This window comes from Streptomyces sp. NPDC003284, from assembly GCF_053589675.1.
This window is the reverse complement of sequence record NZ_JBSFSI010000014.1, coordinates 19,249-37,905: the sequence shown is the minus strand read 5'-3', so window position 1 is coordinate 37,905 and position 18,657 is coordinate 19,249. Positions and strand designations below refer to the sequence as shown.

General features: G+C 76.5%; 10 protein-coding genes. 6 read left to right on the top strand and 4 right to left on the bottom strand.

The features are described from left to right. Window positions 1-106: 106 nt before the first annotated feature. Window positions 107-2,893, bottom strand: a complete 2,787-nt coding sequence (locus tag ACWDYF_RS26190; RefSeq protein WP_389471400.1) for a helix-turn-helix transcriptional regulator — start codon at window positions 2,891-2,893, stop codon at window positions 107-109. Between the two features lie 190 nt (window positions 2,894-3,083). On the opposite strand from ACWDYF_RS26190, the gene ACWDYF_RS26185 reads away from it, so the two are divergent. After that, window positions 3,084-3,998 (top strand): MBL fold metallo-hydrolase, encoded by a 915-nt coding sequence (locus tag ACWDYF_RS26185; RefSeq protein WP_389471397.1) that lies wholly within the window; start codon window positions 3,084-3,086, stop codon window positions 3,996-3,998. Window positions 3,999-4,018: 20 nt separating this feature from the next. Beyond that, window positions 4,019-5,602 carry a carboxylesterase/lipase family protein gene (locus ACWDYF_RS26180; RefSeq protein ID WP_389471536.1) on the top strand — a complete coding sequence of 528 codons (1,584 nt, stop codon included), beginning with the start codon at window positions 4,019-4,021 and terminating at the stop codon, window positions 5,600-5,602. Between the two features lie 90 nt (window positions 5,603-5,692). Here the strand turns inward: ACWDYF_RS26180 and ACWDYF_RS26175 are convergent, their stop codons facing one another. Both ACWDYF_RS26175 and ACWDYF_RS26170 read right to left on the bottom strand, forming a co-directional pair. Beyond that, entirely contained in the window at window positions 5,693-14,485 is an 8,793-nt protein-coding gene (locus ACWDYF_RS26175) for a type I polyketide synthase (protein WP_389471394.1), read from the bottom strand. 145 nt (window positions 14,486-14,630) lie between these two features. Further along, window positions 14,631-15,482, bottom strand: a complete 852-nt coding sequence (locus tag ACWDYF_RS26170) for a LysR family transcriptional regulator (protein ID WP_389471388.1) — start codon at window positions 15,480-15,482, stop codon at window positions 14,631-14,633. A gap of 80 nt (window positions 15,483-15,562) precedes the next feature. On the opposite strand from ACWDYF_RS26170, the gene ACWDYF_RS26165 reads away from it, so the two are divergent. From ACWDYF_RS26165 to ACWDYF_RS26150, 4 genes are all read left to right on the top strand, one after another. After that, window positions 15,563-16,108, top strand: coding sequence for a cupin domain-containing protein (locus ACWDYF_RS26165; RefSeq protein WP_389471383.1), 546 nt, complete (start codon window positions 15,563-15,565; stop codon window positions 16,106-16,108). Next, window positions 16,105-16,467, top strand: coding sequence for a DoxX family protein (locus ACWDYF_RS26160; protein WP_389471380.1), 363 nt, complete (start codon window positions 16,105-16,107; stop codon window positions 16,465-16,467). Before ACWDYF_RS26165 ends, ACWDYF_RS26160 begins: the two co-directional genes overlap by 4 nt. A 153-nt stretch (window positions 16,468-16,620) precedes the next feature. Next, window positions 16,621-17,196: a pyridoxamine 5'-phosphate oxidase family protein gene (locus ACWDYF_RS26155; protein ID WP_389471377.1), complete on the top strand. Its 576-nt coding sequence runs from the start codon at window positions 16,621-16,623 to the stop codon at window positions 17,194-17,196. Window positions 17,197-17,345: 149 nt separating this feature from the next. Beyond that, window positions 17,346-17,873 (top strand): DUF4232 domain-containing protein, encoded by a 528-nt coding sequence (locus ACWDYF_RS26150; RefSeq protein ID WP_381744794.1) that lies wholly within the window; start codon window positions 17,346-17,348, stop codon window positions 17,871-17,873. A 73-nt stretch (window positions 17,874-17,946) separates the two neighbouring features. Here ACWDYF_RS26150 and ACWDYF_RS26145 read toward each other — a convergent pair whose 3' ends face one another. Beyond that, on the bottom strand, window positions 17,947-18,621 hold the full coding sequence (locus ACWDYF_RS26145) for a TetR/AcrR family transcriptional regulator (RefSeq protein WP_381744795.1): 675 nt from the start codon (window positions 18,619-18,621) through the stop codon (window positions 17,947-17,949). Window positions 18,622-18,657: the final 36 nt, after the last annotated feature.

Sequence of the window (18,657 nt, the reverse complement as noted above, 5' to 3'; positions counted from 1 at the left end):
TGGAGCCAGCCGGAGAGCCGGGGGTGGGGTACACCCCCCTCTCGCGGCAACTCCCCTCCGGACACAGCAGGTTCGCCCGGCGCGGACAGGGGGGCCGGGCCGTCCGTCAGGGCCGGCGGACCGGTGCCGTGGCGGTCTTCTCGACGAGGTCGCGCAACTGGGAGCGGGCGGTGATCCCCAGCTTGGGGAAGCTCCGGTAGAGGTGCGAGCCGACCGTGCGCGGGGAGAGGAACAGCTTCTCGCCGATCTCGCGGTTGGTCAGCCCGCGCGCCGCCAGCCGCACGATCTCCTGCTGCTGTGGCGACAGCCGGGCGAGCGCGTCCGGCTCCCGGTCCATGACCCCGAGACCCGCGGCCCGCGCCTCGGCCCGCGCCCGCTCGGCCCACGGGCGCGCCCCGAGACGCCGGAAGGTCTCCAGGGCCTCGCCGAGCGGCGCCCGCGCCTCCGCGATACGCCGCCGGCGCCGCAGCCACTCGGCGAAGTCCAGCCGGGTCCGCGCCAGTTCGAAGGGCCAGTGCTCCAGCACCGGGTCGGCGAGGGCCGCCCGGAAGTGCGCCTCGGCCGTGTCCTCCGCACCGGCCAGCAGCCCCCGCGCCCGGCTGACCAGCGCCCGCAGCCGGGGCGAGGCGCCGTCCCCGAGGCCGCGGGCGCAGCGCTCCACGACCACCGCGGCCTCGGCCCGCCGCCCGCTGTGCGCCGCCGCGGCGGCCAGCTCCGCGAGCGCCGGACCGGAGGCGTGGTAATGGACGGGCGCGCCCTCGGCGGTGAAGACCGTACGGAGCCGGTCGTACGCCGCTTCGAAGTTGCCCTCCGCGAGGTCGGCGGCACCGAGCGCGCGCCGGGCGTAGACCGTCACCGAACGGCTCTCCAGCGGGTCGACCAGCGCGAGCGCCTCCGCGGCGCGGGCGCGGGCCGCCGCCGTGTCGCCCTGGTGGGCCAGCACCATGGCGTCCACGGCCGCGGCGCAGGACACGGCGTGGTCGAGGCCCGTCGCCGCCGCGAGGGCGGCGCTGCGCGCACAGGCCTGCCGGGCGCGCTCCCAGCGGCCCTGGTCCACATAGCTCCAGGCGGCCGCGCCGCCCAGACCGTCCGGCAGCGGCCCGCGCGAACCCCAGCGGTCGAAGGCCTCGTCGAAGGCGCGGACGGCCAGCGGCGTCTCGTCCAGCAGCCAGGCCATCACTCCGAGAGCGGCCAGCCGGTCGGGCCGCCGCCGCGCCTCGGCCGCCATCCACGGCAGTACGCCGAGCAGTTCCGCCCGGTCCGTGAACGGATCGCACACGGCCCGCACCCAGGTGCGCAGCCAGTCGCGCGACGGATCCTCCGGCAGGCGCCGCAGCAGGTCCTCGATCCGCCGCCGCTGGACGTCGCGCCCGCAGTAGAAGCGGACCACCACGGCGTCGGCGAGGAGATCCAGCGCGGTGTCGGGCCGTACGAGGCACAACTCCTCGGCGGCGTCGGCCAGTCGGGCGAAGACCACGCTGTGCCGTACGGTCAGTGCCGCCAGCCGGCCCACCAGCGCGGCGGTGTCCGCCAGCAGCGACGGGTCGTCGGTGCGGGCCCGTACCGCGGCGGCCAGGTCCTCCACCCGGGCGAGGTCGCCGGTGAGCACGGCCTCCTCGGCGGCGGCCACCAGCAGCCGCGCGCCGTCCGCGCGGTCCGGCGCCAGCTCCGCCGCACGGTGCAGCGCCTCGGCCGCCGCCGCGTGCCCGCCCCGGCGGCGGGCCGGTCCCACGGTCCGCTCCAGTTCGGCGGAGACGGCCGCGTCCGGGAGCGCCGTCGCGGCGGCCAGGTGCCAGGCCCGCCGGTCCGGTTCCTCGCCCAGCAGACCGGCGAGCGCCAGATGGGCCTCGCGCCGGGCGTCGAAGGGCGCGGCGTGGTACACGGCGGACCGCAGCAGCGGATGGCCGAAGCGCGGGCCGTCACCGGTGCGCCGCACCAGACCGGCCTGTTCGGCGGCCGCCCACGCCGCGTCCCCGGCGTCCGCGAGCACGGCCGCCGGAGCTGCGGGGGAGTCGGCGGGTTCCAGCGCGGCGAGGCGCAGCAGGGCCCGGCGGGCGGCGGCGGGCAGCGCGCCGAGCGGGGCCGCGTGGATCCGCTCCAGATGGGCGGCGAGCGGCAGCGGGCCCGCCGCTCCGGCCGCGTCCGCGGTGGCGGTCCCCGCCAGTTCGGTGAGCGCCAGCGGATTTCCCGCGGCCTGCGCGAGGATCCGCGCCCGGAGCCGGCCGACGGGGCGGTCGGGACGCAGGTCCAGCAGCCGGTCGGACGCGGCGGCGTCGAGCGGCCCCAGGGTGAGTGCCGCCGCCCGCGGGCCGAGGACCGGCAGGCCGTCACCGGGGCGGGCCGCGAACAGCATCGTGACCGGCTCGCCCGCCAGCCGCCGGGCCACGAACGACAGCACCTCCAGGGAGGCGCGGTCGCACCACTGCGCGTCGTCCACCACCACGAGCAGCGGGCACCGGCCGCCCAGGGCCGAGAGCAGCTCCAGCACGGCGACACCCGCCGCCATGACACCGCCGTCCGCCGCGACCGGCCGGGCCGCGAGCAGTGCGCGCAGTACCTCCCGCCGCTCCCCGGCCAGCTCCAGCCCGTCCCACTCCGCCGCCGAGGGCCGTAGCAACTGGTGCAGCGCGGCGAACGGCAGCCCCTTCTCGGGCTCGCTGCCCTCGGCGCGCAGCACGCGCGTGCCCGCCGCCGGGGCCCTGCGCACCGTCCGCTCCAGCAGCGCGCTCTTCCCCGTGCCCGGCTCGCCGAGAAGCAGCAGCACCGGATCGGGCGACGGCACGTCCGCCGCGCGCAGGACACGGGCCAGTTCCGCGTCCCGGCCGACGAGAGGCGGGTCCCCGGCCGCCTCGGGGCCGACGGCCGCCCGGCCGCCGTCCGTGTGCTCGTCCACGGGGTCTCCCGGAGTCGTGGCCCGCCGATCGGAGCCGCCTCGCCCTTGCCCGCACCAGGTTACCGGCGCGTCCGCCCGCGGCCCCCGGGGTGCTCGGGCGGGTGCAGTCACGTGACCGATACCCGCCGCACCGGCGCCGCTCCTACGGTTCTGGAAAAGCCCGCACACCGGTGAGAACGAGAGAAGAGAAATGGAAAGCATCGCATTCGGCGACATCACCGTCACCCGGATCCGGGAATATTACGGACCCATCGGATTCGCCCCCGCGGACATCGTCCCGGACATACCGAAGGAGACCTGGGAGAACGCGCGTTCCTGGCTCGTCCCGCATTTCCTGGACCCCGGGACACAGGTGGTGAACGCCGCCGTCCAGACCTGGCTGATACGCAGCGAGGGCAGGAACATCCTCGTCGACACCGGCGCGGGCAACCACAAGGAACGTCCGTACGCGCCGCTCTGGAACCACCTGGACACCGACTTCCTGGCCCGGCTCGAACAGGCCGGGGTCCGCCCCGAGGACGTCGACATCGTGATCAACACGCATCTCCACAACGACCACGTCGGCTGGAACACCTACCTGGAGGACCGGCACTGGGTCCCCACTTTCCCCAACGCCACCTATCTCATCCCGAAGACCGAATTCGACTTCTGGAACCCGGACAACGGCCACACCCCGAGGGTCGGCCGCGGACATCTGAACGTCTTCGAGGACAGCGTGGCCCCCGTGCACCGGGCGGGCCTGACCCTGCTGTGGGAGGACAGCCACCGCATCGACGCCGGGCTGCGTCTGGAGGCGGCGCCCGGACACACCCCGGGCTCCTCCGTGCTGACCCTGGCCTCCGGGTCCGACCGCGCGGTGTTCGTCGGCGATCTGCTGCACAGCCCGGCGCAGATCCTCGAACCGGACGCCAACAGCTGCTTCTGCGAGGACCCCGCGGGCGCCCGCGCCACCCGCCGCAGGATCCTCGGCTGGGCCGCCGACCACAACGCCCTCGTCGTCCCCGCGCACTTCGGCGGCCACGGCGCCGTCGAAGTCGTGCGGGACGGAAGCAAGTTCGCCGTCAAGGGCTGGGCGCCGCTCACCCCGTACACCGACCACGACTGAGCCCCGTGAAAGGCACACCCGTGCACCACCGCCCCGACCCCGTCGTGACCACCGGACGGGGAGCCGTCCGCGGCCTGCGCCAGGACGACGGCACCCTCGCCTTCCACGGCATCCCCTACGCCGCCCCGCCCCGCGGCGGCGGCCGGTTCACCGCCCCGCGGCCGCACCCGCCCTGGTCCGGAGTGCGCGACGCCACCGCGCCGGGACCCACCGCGCCCCAGTCCGCCCGAAGCCTCGGCGGAGTCGACATGTCCCCCTACTTCGCGCCCGGTTGGGTCCGCGGCGAGGACTACCTCACCGTCGACGTCCGCACACCCGCCGCCCCCGGTGTTCCCGGCGCTCCCGGTTCCCCTGGCGCTGCCGATACCCCCGATACCCCTGGCACTCCCGGTACCCCCGGCACCCTCAAGGCCGCCGAACACGGCCTGCCCGTCATGGTGTTCGTCCACGGCGGCGGATTCGTCGCCGGATCGACCCGCTCGCCGCTGTACGACGGCACCGCCTTCGCCCGGGACGGCGTCGTCCTCGTCACCGTCAACCACCGGCTCGGCATCGCCGGGTTCCTCGACCTGCCCGGGGCACCCGCCAACCGCGGCCTGCTCGACGTGATCGCCGCCCTGCGCTGGGTCCGCGCGAACATCGCCGCGTTCGGCGGCGACCCCGGCAACGTGACCCTGTTCGGGCAGTCGGCCGGGGCGACCCTCGTCGGCGGTGTCCTCGCCGCCCCCGAGGCCACCGGCCTGCTCCGCCGGGCGATCGTCCAGAGCGGCAACGGCCTGGGCGCGTTCACGCCCGAGCAGGCCGCCCGGGTCACCGCGGCCGCCGCCGGGATCCTCGGCGTCGCACCGCACGCGGACGGCTTCGCCGACCTGCCCGACGAACACCTGGTCGAGGCCGCCGCCGGGCTCGCGGGCATCGACCTGCGCACCGCCACCGACCACGACCCGCTCATGGGCCTCAGCCCCTTCGGCCCGGTCCTCGGCACCCAGCCCGCCCGGTCCGTGGCCGCCGGGCTCGGCTCCGGCGTCGACCTGCTCATCGGGACCAACTCCGAGGAGGGAAACCTCTATCTGGTCCCCGTCGACGCGTACGCCCGCTCCACCGACGCGGACGTGCACGACACGGCGGCCCGCGCCCACCCCGACCCGGACCGGCTGGTCGCGGCGTACCGGACCGCGCGCCCCGGGGCGTCACCCGGCGCCCTGCGGTCCGCCGTCCTCGGCGACGCCCTGTTCGGCGCGGGCAGCCGCGCCCTGGCGGAGGCCCACGCGGCACACCCCGGATCGGCCACCTACGCCTACGAGTTCGCCTGGCGCTCCACCGCCCTGGACGGCGCGCTCGGCGCCGCCCACGCGGTGGAACTCCCCTTCGTCTTCGACCGCGTCCACCTGCCCGCGCTGCGCGGCGCCGACGGCCTGCTCGGCCCCGCCGAACCCCCGGCAGGGCTCGCGGCACGGATGCACGGCGCCTGGATCCGCTTCGCCCGCACCGGCGACCCCGGCTGGGACCCGTACGGCACCGGGCGCCGGACCACGATGCGCATCGGCGCCGAATGGACACAGACCGACGATCCGCACCGGGCCGAACGGCTGGCCTGGACCTGACCGGGGCGGGGGCGCACGCCCCGAGACACCCGGACGCCCCTCGCTCTCGCCACGTCGTCGTTGTCGTCGTCGCCGCCGTTGTCGTCGCCGTCAGATCGCACCGGCCGCCAGCCAGTCGTGGACGGCGAGCGCGGTCGTCCGGGCATGCTCCTCCAGCAGCGTGAAGTGGTCGCCGGGCACGGTGACCTCGGTGTGCGGCAGCCGCCAGGGCGGAGCGGAATCGGTACCGGGCAGCGGGTCCCGCGCGCGGACGAACAGGGTGGGCGCGGCGAGCCGCCGGGGCACCCAGCCGGCGAACAGCTCCGCGTACCGGGCCATGGCCGTCAGCCGGTCCGGCTCGGCGGAGGCGAACCGCGCCGCCCGGTGCAGCATGTCCACCGTCATCGCGGGCAGCGCCCGGTCCCGGTCCGCGTCCGGGCTCGGGTGGGTGTCCAGCAGGACCACGGCCTGCGGCGCGGCCCCCGCGGCGGCCAGCCGCTCCGCCACCGCCTGCGCCACCCAGCCGCCCGCCGAGCGGCCCAGCAGCACCACCGGACCGCCGTCCGCGACCGCCCGGACCGCCGCCGCCTGGGCGGTCAGGAGGGCGTCCAGGGTGGCGGGCAGCGCCTCCCCGGCGCCGAACCCGGGGTGCCGCAGCGCCGACACCGGGCGCAGGCCCCGCAGTCCGGCGCCGAGACGGGCGTACTCCTGCGGTCCGGAGAGCGCGCTGAGGGCGGGGAAGCAGACCACCCGGGGCCCGGCCGTGTCCGGTGCGAGCGGCACCGGGCCGTGCGCCTCCCCGGTGGCCCCGGCACGGTCGAAGACCGGCCGGAAGCGGGCCGCGACGGTCAGCAGCACCATGCCGTCCCAGGTCCGCCCCTGGTCGCAGGCCGTACGGAAGAGCCCGCCCAGGGAGTCCGGCGCGGGCCTGTCGTGTGCCGGGGACTCCTCGTGCGCGTCGGATCCGCCGTGCGCGTCGGGGGAGCCGCCGCGTCCCGGAGCCGGAGCCGGAGCGGGGATAGGGGCAGAGGCCGGGGCCGGGGCCGGGGCCGGGGCTGCGGCGGGGGCGCCCCTCTCCGGGGCGGCCGCCTCCCGGGCGTACCGCTGCGCCAGTTCGGCGGCTACCGCGCGCGGGGTCGGGAAGTCGAACAGCAGGGTGGCGGGCAGGGTCAGTCCCGTGGCGGCCGTGAGCCGGTTGCGCAGTTCGACGGCGGCCAGCGAGTCGAGGCCCTGGTCCGCGAGCAGGTCGTCCGGGTGGACGGCGTCCGCCCCCTCCGGGTGGCCCAGCACCGAGGCCGCCAGCGCCCGCACCTGCGCGAGCAGCGGTCCGGGCCGCCGGGCGAGCGGGTCACCGGCCGGGTCCGCCCCACCGCGCACCGGCCACGGCGGGCGACGCCCGGCCGCCGGACCACCGGCGTGCGGGGCGACGGGATGACCGGCGCGCAGGGCGGCCGGGTCGAGGCGGGCCGCCACCACCACCGGATCGTCCCCCGCCACCGCCGCGTCGAACAGGGCCAGTCCCTCGTCGTCGCCGAGCGGGCCGAACCCGGCGGCGGCCATCCGCCGCAGGTCCGCGTCGGTGAGGTGCGCCATCATGCCGTCGTGCTGCCGCCAGGGGCCCCAGGCGATCGAGGTGCCGGGCAGCCCGAGCCGCCGCCGGTGCCGCGCCAGCGCGTCCAGGACGCAGTTCGCCGCCGCGTAGGTGGCCTGCCCCGCCGACCCGAACGTGCCCGCCACCGACGAGAACAGCACGAACATCGCCAGGTCACGCCCCCGGGTCAGCTCGTGCAGGGCGAGGGCCGCGTCCGCCTTCGGCCGCAGCACCCGCGCCAGCCGGTCGTCGGTGAGCGCCGGGACGATCCCGTCGTCCAGCACCCCGGCGGCGTGCACGATCCCGGTCAGCGGACGGTCCTCCGGTACGCCGTCGAGCAGGGCGGCGAGGGCCGTGCGGTCCCCGACGTCGCACGCCCGGACGCTCACCCGGGCGCCTGCGGCGCGCAGTTGCGCGACGAGTCCGTCCACCCCCGGAGTCCGCGGCCCGCGTCGGCCGGCCAGCACCAGATGCCGTACACCGTGGGCGGCGACCAGATGCCGGGCCACCAGCGCGCCCAGGGCGCCGGTACCGCCGGTGACCAGCACGGTGCCGCCGGGGTCCGGTCGCCGCCCGGCCCGCCGCCTCGTCCCGGCCGGGGCCAAGGGCACCCGGACCAGCTCCGGGACGTGTGCCACGCCCCGCCGTACGGCCGTCTCCGGGGCAGGGGAGGCCGCCAGGGCGGGCAGCAGCCGCCACGACGCGGGATCCCCGTCGACGTCGACGAGCGCGAAGCTGCCCGGGTTCTCCCGCAGCGCCGAGCGGACCAGGCCCCACACCGGCGCGTGGGTCGGCAGGGACGGCTCCGCCGCTGCCGGTACGGACCCGGTGCCGTCCGCCGGAGCGGGATCCGCGTCGGCCGGGAGGACGGCGTCGCGGGTCACCAGGACCAGGCGGGACGCCGCCAGGCGCGGTACGGCGAGCCACTCCCGGACCAGCCGGAGCGCCCAGGTGGCCGCCCACCGCGTCCGCCCCGCGTCGTCCTGTGCTCCCACGGCCGGGTCCGGCGGCGCCGGGCACGGCGCGACGACCACAGGCGGCGGGGAGCCGAGGGAGCCGAGCGCGGCGAGGGCCGCATGCACGGGAACACCGGATCCCGGGGGAGCCAGGGCGTCCACCAGCGGGGTGCCGGTCTCGCCCAGCACCCCCCAGCGCGGCACCGCCTCCGGCGGCGGCGCCCCGTCCGCCGGTACCCAGTCCACCCGGTGCAGTCCTCCGCCGAGCGGAGCCGCCGACTGCGGGGGAAGCGAGGGAAGCGAGGGAAGGTGACGCAACGTCAGTGCGTCGACGGACACCACCGGCACACCCGTCTCGTCGGCCAGGTCCACCCGCCACCGACCCGCCCGGCCGGGAGCGATCCGCACCCGCAGCCGCCGCACACCGGCCGTCGGCCGGTGCGGGCGGACCCCATCGAAGGCGAAGGGCAGGGCCGGACGGGACGTGTCACCACCGGGCCGGTTTCCGGAGTCCGCGGAGCCCCCGGAGTCCCCGGAGTCCGTGGTGGTGCTGTGGAGCGCCAGGATGTGCAGCGCGGCGTCGAACAGGGCGGGATGCAGGGCGAAGTTCTGGCAAAGGCCCTGCCCGGGACCGGCCGCCGGACCCTGGGCGACTGCGGCCGTGGGCAGGACGACATCGGCGTACAGCTCCTGCCCGCGCCGCCAGCCGGCCCGCAGGCCACGGAAAGCGGGCCCGTAGCGCAGCCCGTCCCCGGCAAGGCGTTCGTACGGATCCTGCTCCGCGCCCCCGGCGGACGACGGCGACGGCAGCGGGAGCGCGCCGGACGGCGGCCAGGACGTCCCCTTCCCGGACCTGGCGGATCCCGCGCCCTCCCCGTCGTCCGCACGCGGATCCGCGGAGGTGCGCCCCGGTGGCTCCAGCGTGCCCGAGGCATGCCGCTGCCACGGCCGGTCGCCCGCCGGAGTGTGCGGCCGGGCGTGGAACAGCACGGTGCGCCGTCCCGGCTCGTCCGGTCCCGACACCTTGACCTGGACCTCGACCGCGCCGTCGGACGGCAACGGCAGGGGCGCGGTCAGGGTGAGTTCGCCGAGGACGGGCGTTCCGGTCGCGGCACCGGCGTGCAGGGCCATCTCCACGAAGGCGGTCGCGGGCAGCAGGACCGACCCGGCCACCACGTGATCGGCCAGCCAGGGGTGGTCGCGCACCGACAGCAGCCCGCCCAGCAGCAGCCCGCCGTCGTCGGCCGTCGTGACGCGGGTGCGCAGGAACGGATGGACCGGACCGGCGCCCGGGAGCGCGGCGGTGGCGGACGGCGTGGCCGCGGATGCCGTGGAACGGTGCGGCGGGGCCGCGTCGAGCCAGTGGCGGCGGCGCTGGAAGGCGTACGTGGGCAGGGGGACGCGCCGTCCGCCGCGACCGGCGAACACGGCACGCCAGTCGACCGGCACCCCGTGGGTGTGCAGCGCGGCCAGGGTGTCGAGGACGGACTCCGCCTCCGGCCGCGCCCCGCGCAGCGCGGACAGCAGCAGCGGCGGCGCGGCCCGCCCGGCACCCGCCTCCGTTCCGGCACCGACCCCACTGCCTGTGCTGCCTGTGCTGCCTGCGTTGCCTGTGCCGTCTGCGCCGCCCCTCTGCTCCGGGGCCGAGGGGACCGGTCCGGGCGCGGCCAGGCAGCGGCGGACCAGGCCGGTGAGCACGGCGTCCGGGCCCAGTTCGACGTAGTGCGCCGCGCCCCGGTCCCGCAGCAGCGCCACGGAGTCGGCGAAGCGGACCGGGCGGCGGACGTGGTCCACCCAGAACTCCGCCGTGCCCAGCTCCGCGTCGGTGGCCGCCCGGTCCGGCCGCACGGCCATGACCAGCGGCAGGCGCGGCGCGGCGAAGGCGAGGTCGCGCACCGCCTCCGAGAAGCCGGACAGCATGGGATCCATGCGCGCGGAGTGGAAGGCATGGCTCACCCGCAGATGTGTCACCGACCGGCCGCGTTCCCGGAAGGACGCGGCCGTCTCCCGCACCGCGTCCAGGTCCCCGGAGACGACCACCGAGGCGGGCCCGTTGACCGCGGCGATCTCCACCGCGCCACCCGTCCCCGCGAGCGCGGCGGCCACCTCGTCGGCACCGGCGGCGACGGAGGCCATGCCGCCGCCCGGCGGCAGCGCGTCCATCAGCCGCCCTCGGGCCGCCACCAGTGTGCAGGCGTCCGCCAGGGACAGCACCCCGGCGGCATGGGCGGCGGCCACCTCGCCCACCGAGTGCCCGGCCACCAGGTCCGGGCGCACCCCCCATGCCTCGAACTGCCCGAACAGGGCCGTCTCGACGGCGAAAAGCGCGGGCTGCGCGAACCGCGTCGTCTCCAGCAGCGCCGCCTTCTCCGTGCCGCCGTCGGCGAACACGACGTCCCGCAGGGGCACGGGCAGCAGCGGATCGAGCAGCGCGCAACACGCCTCGAACGACCGGGCGAAGGCGGGGAACTGTACCCGCGTCGCATACAACTCGCGCCCCATGCCCAGGCGTTGGCTGCCCTGTCCGGTGAAGAGGAAAGCCAGTGGGCCACGGCTGCGGGAACTTCCCCCGCGCACCCCTGACCTGGTCTCGCCGTCCGCCAGCAGCCGCAGCGAGTCGAGCAGTCCGGCACGGTCGCGGGCCACCGCCACGGCCCGGTGCTCGAAGGCCGTGCGGGTGGTGGCGAGCGAGTGGCCGAGGTCCACCGGTGCGGCGTCGGGGCGGGCGCCGACGTACTCGTACAGCCGCCGGGCCTGGGCCCGCAGGCCGGTCTCGGTCCGCGCCGACACCGGGAACGGCACGGGAACCGGTTCCGGGGGCGCCGAGGTGGGCGGCAGCGCCGCCGCCGCGTCCGCCGTCGTCATCGGCGGCGGCGGGGAGGCATCGTGATCCGCCGGGGGCTCCTCCAGCACCACATGGGCGTTGGTGCCGCTGATCCCGAAGGAGGACACCCCGGCCCGGCGCGGGCGGTCCGTCACCGGCCACTCCACCGGCCGGGTCAGCAGCGCCACCCGGCCCGACGACCAGTCGATCCGAGGGGAGGGTTCGTCGGCGTGCAGCGTGCGCGGCAGCACACCGTGCGCCATCGCCTGCACCGTCTTGATGACACCGGCCACCCCGGCGGCGGCCTGCGTGTGCCCGATGTTCGACTTCACCGAGCCCAGCCGCAGGGGGCGTTCGCGCGGCTGCCGCCCGTACACCTCCAGGAACGCCTCCGCCTCGATGACGTCGCCCAGCCGGGTGCCCGTACCGTGCGCCTCCACCGCGTCGATGTCTCCGGGCGCCAGGCCCGCGTCCGCGAGGGCCTGCCGGATCACCCGCTGCTGCGCCGGGCCGTGCGGTGCCGTCAGGCCGTTGCTGGCCCCGTCCTGGTTCACCGCCGTGCCGCGCACCACGGCCAGGACGGAGAGGTCCGCGCGCCGCGCCTGCGAGCGGCGGCACAGCAGCAGCATCCCGGCGCCCTCGGCCCACCCCGTGCCGTCGGCGGACGCGCCGAACGCCTTGCAGCGGCCGTCCGGTGCCAGCGCCCGCTGGCGGCTGAACTCCACGAACGACGAGGGTCCCGACATCACCGTCGCCCCGCCGGCCAGCGCGTACCCGCATTCGCCCCGGCGCAGCGACTGCGCCGCCAGGTGCAGGGCCACCAGGGACGACGAGCACGCCGTGTCCACGGTGACCGCCGGGCCTTCGAGCCCCAGGGTGTAGGCGATCCGGCCGGAGGCGACGCTCCCCGCGTTGCCGATGCTCAGATACCCCTCGACCTGCTCGGGCGTCTGCGCGAGCCGGCCCGCGTAGTCGCTGTACATCAGACCGGCGTAGACCCCGGTCGCGGAGCCGCGCAGGGCACGCGGCAGCAGCCCGGCGTGCTCGACGGCCTCCCAGGCCACTTCGAGCAGCAGCCGGTGCTGCGGGTCCATGGCCGTCGCCTCGCGCGGGGAGATGCCGAAGAAACCCGGGTCGAAGAGGTCCACGCCGGACAGGAAGCCGCCCTCGCGCACATACGTCCGGCCCGGCCGCCCCGGGTCCGGGTCGTACAGCGCCTCGGTGTCCCAGCCGCGGTCGGCGGGGAACGGGCCGATGGCGTCCCGCCCCTCGGCGACCAGCCGCCACAGCTCCTCGGGGGAGGTCACGCCCCCCGGGTAGCGGCAGGCCATCCCCACGATCACCACCGGGTCCTCGTCCGGCGGGACCGCGGTCCGGCGCGCGGGCAGGAGCGCGACGGGCGCGGCGGCGGTCCGCGACCGGAGATGGGCGGCGAGCGCGGCGGCCGTGGGGAAGTCGAAGGCGACGGCCTCGCCGAGCGGCAGGCCGGTCGCCGCCGCCAGCCGCTCGCGCAGCGCCGTCGCCGCCAGCGAGTCCATGCCCAGATCCCGCAGCGCCGTGCCCGGATCCACCGCCCCCGGCGCACAGCCGAGCACAGCCGCCGCCTCCCGCCGCACGAGGCCCAGCAGATCCGGGGCCGTCCCTCCGGCCGGGGGCGTTCCTCCGACCGGGGGCCTTCCTCCGGCCGGAGTCGATCCTTCGCCCTCGCCGGGCTCTCCTGCCGCGCCTGTTCCTCCGGCCGTACCCGCCGGTCCTCGTACCGGATCCGGCCCCCCGGCCGCCACCACCGGCGCGCCGGTCATGTCGTCCGCCTCCAGCGGCCGTGCCGGGCGGTCGGCGAGGGCGGACCGCAGGATCTTCCCGGAGGCGGTACGGGGGATGTGGCCGACCTCGTACAGGTCGGCGGGCACCTTGGCGGCGGACAGCTCCGCGCGGCAGGCGGCGAGGATCCGGCCCCGGTCCAGCCGGGCACCGCCCGGCGTGGCGACCAGCTGGGCCACCGGCACCTCACCGAAGAGGGGGTGGGGACGCCCGTACACCGCGGCGTCCGCCACCTCGGGCAGCCGCCGCAGCACGGCCTCCACCTCGGCCGGATGCACGTTCACCCCGCCCCGGACGATCAGGTCGCCCGCCCGCCCGGTGATCACGATGTCGCCGCGGCGGTCGATCCGGGCCAGGTCGCCCGTGCGGAACCAGCCGTCGCGCAGCACCTCGGCGGTGGCCTCGGGGCGGTCGTGGTAGCCGGGCATGACGCCGGGCCCGCTCACCCACAGCTCGCCCTCGCCGGTGTCCCGACCGTCGGGGCCGCCGCCGACCCGGACCCGAGTGCCGGGCAGCACCCGGCCGCACGAACCGGCGGCGGTCGCCTCGCCCGGCGCCGCCATGGTGACGGGCCCCGCCTCGGTACTGCCGTAGTGCTCCAGGAACGGCACCCCGCAGACCGCCTCGAACGCCCTGCGGAACGCGGCGCCCGCCGGGGCACCGCCGCTGACACAGCCCCGCAGCGCCGGTGTGCCCAGCCCGCGCCCGCTCCCGTTCCCATCCCCCTCTTCGTCCCCGTCCCCGTCCCCGTCCCCCTCTTCGTTCCCGACTTCGGCTCTGCCGCCCGCCTCGCGCCGGACCGCGTCGAGCAGCGCCGAGTAGGTCGTCGGCACCCCGCCGAGCAGCGTGTACGGGGCGTCCTCGCGGCGCAGTTCGCCGAGCGTCTCCGCCACCGAGAACCGGTCCGGCAGCATCGCGCTCGCCCCGCTCGCGGTCACTCCGAGGACGCAGACCACCTGGCTCATGGCATGGTGCAGGGGCAGCGGCCACAGCAGCCGGTCCTGTTCGCCCAGACCCAGGACGCCGACCAGGCCCGCGGCGACGCACGACAGACGGTTGCGCTGGGTGGACAGGACCCCCTTGGGCGCACCGGAGGACCCGGACGTGTAGAGCAGCCAGGCCACCTCGTCGAGACCGAGGTCGTCCCGGGCGGGCACATCCGGCTCTGCACCGGCCAGTTCCTCGTACCGCAGCACGCGCGGGACACCGGCCGTCGCCGCCGCTTCCCCGGGGCCGCTCCCCGCCTCGCACTCGGGGTCCGGCCCGCGCTCATGGTCCGCCTCGCGCGCGGGGTCCGTCCCGTCGCCGGACACCGCGACCACCGTGAGCCCGGGGCGGGAGAGCAGCGCGGGGTGGCGCGCCAGACGGCCGTCGTCGGTGACCAGCACGCGTGCCGCGCAGTCGTCCAGCAGCCGGGCCGCCTCCGCCCCGGTGCTCCCGGGATCCAGCGGTACGCCCACACCACTCGCACGGGTGACGGCGAGCAGGCTCTCGACGGCCTCCACCCGGTTGCCGAGCAGGATCGCCACCCGCTCGTCCCGCGCCAGGCCGAGCCCCGCCAGCCGACCGGCCAGCCGCCGGGTGCGCCGCTCCAGCGCGCGGTAGGTCAGCCGCGTACGCCGGTCCTGGAACGCGGTCTTCTCCCCGAGGCGCCGCGCGTGCTCCCGCAGCGTCTCGTGCAGCGGCCTGAGGACTTCCGTGTCATCGGTCACCCGCTCGAACCCTCCTCTGTGCACCCGTGGTTGAGGAGACGGTGACACAGGGGGACCGGTTGCCCGGAGGTGGAGGCTTGTGCGGTAAGCAAGTTGACGACGCGTCAGTCCACGGCCGCCGCGACCGGCGACCGGTGGCGGGGGTTCAGTCGCGGTAGGCGGCGACCGCGATCCGCACGAACGAGCGGACCAGCGGATCGGTGTCGTCCTCGTGCCACGCCACCACCACCGGGCTGGGCGGCATGTCCACCAGCGGCACCACGGTCAGTCCCGCGGGCGGCACATGGTCCAGGAGCGTCACGCCGACCGTGCCGTTCCACAGGACGGCCTGCTGGCACTCCTGGACGGTGCGCACCACCGGGCCGAGGCGCGGCTCACCACCGCTCCAGTACGTCTGCCAGGCGGGGTCGGTGCCCTCCGGGAACAGGAACCAGCGGCGGTCGGCCAGCTCCGCGAGCCGCAGGCCGCCCCGGCGGGCCAGCGGATCGTCGGCGCGCAGCAGCGCGCCCACCGGATCGGCGCGCAGCTCGCGCACGGTCAGGCCGGTCCCGTCGAACGGGCCCCGGGTCAGGGCGACATCGACCAGACCCGCCGTCAGCCCGCAGGCCGGGTCGGTCAGATCGGTGTCGCGGACCCGGACCTCCACCTGCGGGTGCCGCCGCCGGTAGGCACCGGCCAGCCGGTTGGCGCCCGGATCGGAACTGTCGCCGAGGATGCCGACGGTGAGAACGGCGGTCCCGGCCGCCGCGGCCACCCGCACCCGCACCCGGTCGGCCTGGTCGAGCAGGGCGCGCGCCTCGTCGAGCAGCACCGCGCCCGCCCCGGTGAGCGCCACACCGGTGGGCGAGCGGTCGAACAGCGCGGCGCCCAGGTCCGCCTCCAGCCGCTTGACGGCCCGGCTCAGCGGGGGCTGGCTCATGTGCAGCCGCGCGGCGGCCCGGCCGAAGTGCAGCTCCTCGGCCACCGCCACGAAATACCGCAGGGTCCGCAGCTCCATGCTGCGACGATACCCGTACGGTATCGAGGCCGCGGAACAGGTCTTGGACAGCGCGGGCGGCCCGGCCGTGGAATCGGAACATGACACATGAACCGCACTCCGGCGCGTCCGCCGGCCTCCCGGAGCACCAGCGGCCGGACACCGCCCCGGCCGTGTCGGTGGTCGGCCCGGACGAGGGTGAGACGATCCGGCTGGGCACCACGCGCATGCGCGTCCTGGAGGACGGCAGCACCACCGGGCACCGCCTCGGCCTCGCCGAATCCGTCCTCGCCCCGCACACCCCCGGCCCGCCGCAGCACCGCCACGCCCAGCACGACGAGGGCTTCTACATCGTCTCCGGCACGGTGCGCTTCACCGTCGGCCACGAGGTCCACGACGCCACCGCGGGCACCCTCGTGATGGTCCCGCCCGGCGCCCCGCACACCTTCGCCAACATCACCGGCGAACCGGCCGTCATGGTCAGCACCTTCACACCGGACCTGTACGTGCAGTACTTCCGGGACCTGCGGGACCTGTACGCCGGGGGCGGGACGCCCGACCCGGGGGAGACCGTCCGCACGATGCGCCGCTACGCCACGGAGCCCGCCACCGACCTCGCCCCGCGTCCCGGGGAGCGCCCCTCATGACCCTCGCCTACGGAGTCGTCGCCGGTCTGCTCGCCCTGTTCTCCCTCTACTCGGGCGCGCTGAAGACGGTCCGCAGCCGTGCACAGCTCCAGCCGATGATGGCCTGGGTCGACACCATGCCGATGCCCGCCGTCAGGGCCCTCGGCGCGGTCGAGGTGCTCGGCGCGCTCGGACTGGTCCTGCCGCCGCTCACCGGCATCGCCCCCGGGCTCGCCCTGGCCGCCGCCCTCGGGTTCGTCGTCCTCCAGACCGGCGCGACCGGGGTCCACCTGCGCCGCGGGGACCGCGCGATCGGCCTCAACATCACCCTGCTGCTCACCGCGGCGCTGACCGTCCGGCTCGCCACGGTCTGGGTGTGACACGACCGGCTGTACGCGTCCGTCGGGCCGCGCGGGTCTGTCGTACGACGGACCGCCGTACGGCGATGACTCCGGAGCGGCCCGGCGGTCGTAGTACGGGAGAGGAACACCGAGAAGGAACGTGACCGAGAAGGAACGGAAAGGAACACCGCCATGCCCGTACAGCGACCCACGACCGACTTCGACGCCCGCTACAGCTCCGCGCTGCGCCCCCGCCCGGGTGCCGCCGAGGCCACCGCCACCCCGTGGCCCGAGGCCGAGCGGCGGCTGCGGGCGGCCGAGATCTTCTGGGTCTCCACGGTGCGCCCCGACGGCAGGCCGCACGTCACACCCGTGATCGCGGCCTGGCACGACGGCACGCTGTACTTCTCCACCGGCCCCGGGGAGCAGAAGGCCAGGAACCTCGCCCGGCACGCGCAGTGCGCGCTGACCACCGGGGCGAACGCGCTCACCGAGGGGCTCGACCTCGTGGTCGAGGGGTGCGCCGAACAGGTCACCGATCCGGCCCTCCTGGAGGAGGTGATCGCGGCCTACGAGGCGAAGTACGGGCCGCACATCACCTCGCCCGAGGGCACCTTCCACGGCATCGGTGACGCCTTCCGCGACGGCGGCGCGGTGGTCTTCGCGGTGGCCCCGGTCACGGCGTACGGCTTCGGCCGCGACCAGGGTGTCTACACGCACACCCGGTGGACCTTCCCGGCGGCGGAGGCGGCCGGGCCGGAGTCCTGAAGCCGCCGGGACGCCCGCGGCGGGCCCCCGGCCGCCTGTGGCAGTCCTGAGACATTCCCGGTCCGGGGGAGGGGGCAGAGATGGTGTCGACCATGGTTCCGGCGGAGGACACCCGGCGGGACCATCAAGCAAGGCAAGGAGTGTTCAGCATGCGTTCCCACACGAAGTACGCGATCGCCGTCGCCACCGCCGCGCTCACGGGGGCCGCCTGTACGGGCGTCGCGCAGGCGTCCCCCACGGCGCACCGCACCGCCTCCGCGACGACCCGCGCCGCCGCCCCCTCGGCCTGCCGTCCGGCCAACCATCTCGCCCGGATCACCCAGGACCAGGCCAGCTCCGGACACAGCCACTACCGCGTGACCCTGACCGCGCCGCGCGGGTACGAGCCGTGCACACTGGCCGGCTCGCCCACCGATGTGCGGTTCTCCCGCGACGGCGGACAGGTCGCCGTCGCCGCGGGCCGCTACGGGGATCAGAAGGCGCCGGTGACCTTCGGACCGGGCCACCCGGTGCACTTCGACATCCAGGTGCCCGGCCAGGGCCGCGGGGCCGCCGCCGACGAGGTCGCCTTCACGCTGCGCGCCCCGGACGGGGAGATCCCCGGCACGTCCGTCGGCGAGGGCACCCTCACGGTGACCCCCGGCACCCTCGTCGGACCGGTCCAGAGCGGCGCCTGACCCGCCCGCCCGGTGCGTCCCGCGCGGTGCTCGCGCACCGCCGGGGACGGGACGCGCCGGGCACCTGTGCGGCTCACCCCTGGAACGGCCCGCCCACGCTGTCGTCCGCCGGGGTCCGGGCGGGCGGCGCGGTCGTCCTCGGCGCCTCCTCGGTCAGGGCCTCGATCAGATGCGGGACGAGGCGGTGGGAGAGGCCCCGGACGTCGCCGTCCCGGGTGCTCTGGATCAGCTGGAGCGCGGTCAGGCCCTCGGACAACGCGACGATCAGCCGGGTCAGGTCCTCGGCGGGCACGGACGGCCGGCGGCCGGTCGCGCTCAGCGCGCGCAGGACCAGGCGTGACAGGCCCTCGGTGAGCCGTTCCTCGTGCGCGGCCAGCGCCCGCGCGGTCTCCGGGGAGCGCGCCGCGTGCAGCGTGAACTCCATCGAGACCACGAACCAGCGCCGCTCCTCGGGACGCTCCGCGATCCGGTCCAGGAACTGCGCCACGGGATCGGCCCGCGGGTCCAGCCCCGCCGCCGTCTCCTCCAGCCGGGCCAGCAGCCGGTCGGTGTGCGCGTCGTACAGGGCGAGGAACAGCTCCTCCTTGTCCCGGTAGTTGGAGTAGAAGGCGCCGCGGGTCAGTCCGGCCCGCTCCACGATGTCGCTCACCGAGGTGGCGTGGAAGCCCTTCTCGGTGAACAGGGCCAGCGCGCTCTCCAGCAGGCTGGCGACGGTGCGCGGACGTCGTTTCGTGGGTGACTTGGGCAAGACGGGACCTTTCGTACGGCGGTGGCGCGAGGGCCT

Bases quoted from the DNA above. Each gene is read 5' to 3' on its own strand.
- ACWDYF_RS26185 (WP_389471397.1), top strand. From the start codon at position 3,084: ATGGAAAGCATCGCATTCGGCGACATCACCGTCACCCGGATCCGGGAA.
- ACWDYF_RS26170 (WP_389471388.1), bottom strand. From the start codon at position 15,482: ATGGAGCTGCGGACCCTGCGGTATTTCGTGGCGGTGGCCGAGGAGCTG.
- ACWDYF_RS26165 (WP_389471383.1), top strand. From the start codon at position 15,563: ATGACACATGAACCGCACTCCGGCGCGTCCGCCGGCCTCCCGGAGCAC.
- ACWDYF_RS26160 (WP_389471380.1), top strand. From the start codon at position 16,105: ATGACCCTCGCCTACGGAGTCGTCGCCGGTCTGCTCGCCCTGTTCTCC.
- ACWDYF_RS26155 (WP_389471377.1), top strand. From the start codon at position 16,621: ATGCCCGTACAGCGACCCACGACCGACTTCGACGCCCGCTACAGCTCC.
- ACWDYF_RS26150 (WP_381744794.1), top strand. From the start codon at position 17,346: ATGCGTTCCCACACGAAGTACGCGATCGCCGTCGCCACCGCCGCGCTC.